The organism is Microbacterium sp. ISL-103 (genome assembly GCF_018613995.1).
Taxonomy (GTDB): domain Bacteria; phylum Actinomycetota; class Actinomycetes; order Actinomycetales; family Microbacteriaceae; genus Microbacterium.
Genome location: NZ_JAGGPD010000452.1, coordinates 1 through 1,899 on the forward strand (window position 1 = coordinate 1; position 1,899 = coordinate 1,899).

A 1,899-nucleotide genomic window follows, 5' to 3' on the forward strand; every position below is an offset into this window, starting at 1 on the left:
CGAGGTGTCGCGCACGGGTCTGACGGTCAACGACGTGCCGAAGTACGACGTGTTCGTCAGGGTCACCCCGCGGGTCGACGAGGACTTCATCGGGCAACTGCGGATGCTGGTCGACCACGGTGACGTCGCAGCCCTGCAGGTCGGGGCACCCGTTCCTGTGACGGACAGCCTCACGGAGCAGGACACGGTCGAGCTCGCCGACGTCACGGATCCCTCGGTCCGCGAGGCGATGCTGCAGTGGCGGATCGACAGAGGGCTCATCGACCGCCGACTGGTGAAGGCTCGCACGACCGGCACGCAGGTGCCGGCATCCGTCGTCGCGGTACGGCCGACCGGTCGTCGGCTCGACGGACAGAGCGAGCTCGCTCTCACGGTGCTCATGGAGCCGGAAGGTGCACCGACGTGGGAGGCGGAGACGACGGTGTTCGCGTATCCCGAGGCGATCGCCCGGTTCCAGGTGGGCGCGCCGATCTGGGCCTTCTATCGTCGGGAGGACCCGCAGAGCGTCGCCGTGACGATCGAGAAGGAGGTCGGACGATGAACATCCCCGACACTCTGATCTGGCTCGTCAACTTCCCTGCGGCACACGGGTACCCGATGGTGTTCATCGCGGGGTTCTCGATCCTCGGCCTGTTCGCGATGTCCTCCGCAGGCGCGGCGCCGGGTGCTTCACTGCGACGTGTCCGTGAGCGCGAGGGGCTCTCGCGCGGAGACGGGGCAGGCCGAGGCCGCATCGCAGGTGCCGTCCGGCGGATCCTCTTCCGAATACTCGCGATCATGATGCTGGCGGGTCTCGTGATCGGCATCCTGAGTCTCGTGGGTGTGCCGCTGACGCGGGCGTACATCTACGAGCACGGCCAGCCGACGACAGGGACCCGGGACGGCGACTGGGTCACTTTCACGACATCCACCGGCGTCGAGTACACGATCGAGAGCAACTTCTTCACGCCCGCGGTGTACCCGGATCGCGATGCCTACCTTCCCTCGGGCGAGCCGGTGGTCGTGCGCTACCTCGCCGGGCATCCGCAGGCGTTCGTGATCGACAGCTCGCAGGGTCCTCGCTGAACGCTCTCCCGGGCCCATGTCCGCGCGGGAGCGTAGGGTGAAGACATGTCGCGAATCATCGTCTTCGGCGGCCACGGCCGCATCGCTCTGCTGCTCGCCCCTCTGCTCGTCGCACGCGGCGACGAGGTGACCTCGGTCATCCGCAATCCCGATCATGTCTCAGACGTCGAGAAGACCGGGGCTCATGCTCTGGTCGCAGACGTCGAGAAGCTCGACACCGACGAGCTGACCGAGATCGTCCGCGGCCATGATGCCGTCGTGTGGTCGGCAGGCGCCGGCGGAGGCTCGGCAGAGCGCACCTACGCCGTCGATCGGGATGCCGCGATCCGCACCATGGATGCCGCAGGCGCCGCCGGTGTGGACCGCGACGTGATGGTCTCGTGGAGCGGCTCGAAGGCAGACCACGGCGTGCCCGAGGACGACGGCTTCTTCGCCTACGCCGACGCCAAGTGGGCGGCCGATGAGCACCTGCGCGGCACCGAGCTCGACGGCACGATCCTCGGACCGGGCACGCTGACGTTCGACGAGCCGACCGGGCGTATTGTGCTCGAGCCCGAGGGTCATGGCGAGGTCTCACGCGCAGACGTGGCCGCCGTGATCGCCGAGGCCGTCGCCAACCCCGCCACTTTCGGACGCACGATCCGGTTCGGCAACGGCGCCGGCGATTCGGCAGCGCCGATCGTCGACGCCCTCAGCGCCTGAGTCGGTGTTCCGGCGTCGTGCGCTGACGGTCGGTGCGGCGTTGCTCGTCGCACTCGCGGCGGGGTCGACCTCGCCGACCGCAGCGGCACACGGAGGCACGGTCGCCGATGCTGCGAGCTCGTCGACCGCGTC

Annotated in this window: 3 protein-coding genes; all 3 read left to right on the forward strand. The window is 68.7% G+C overall.

Annotated features, from left to right (window positions below; translation table 11 throughout):
• Nucleotides 1-541, forward strand: a 541-nt coding sequence (locus tag J7E68_RS15625) for a hypothetical protein (protein ID WP_215174120.1), incomplete at its 5' end; no start/stop codon positions are given.
• Entirely contained in the window at nucleotides 538-1,065 is a 528-nt protein-coding gene (locus J7E68_RS15630) for a hypothetical protein (RefSeq protein ID WP_215174122.1), read from the forward strand. The genes J7E68_RS15625 and J7E68_RS15630, both read left to right, overlap by 4 nt.
• 45 nt (nucleotides 1,066-1,110) lie before the next feature.
• The gene (locus J7E68_RS15635) at nucleotides 1,111-1,767 is read left to right on the forward strand and encodes an NAD(P)H-binding protein (protein ID WP_215174124.1); all 657 of its coding nucleotides are present in this window, start codon (nucleotides 1,111-1,113) and stop codon (nucleotides 1,765-1,767) included.
• Nucleotides 1,768-1,899 lie beyond the last annotated feature (132 nt).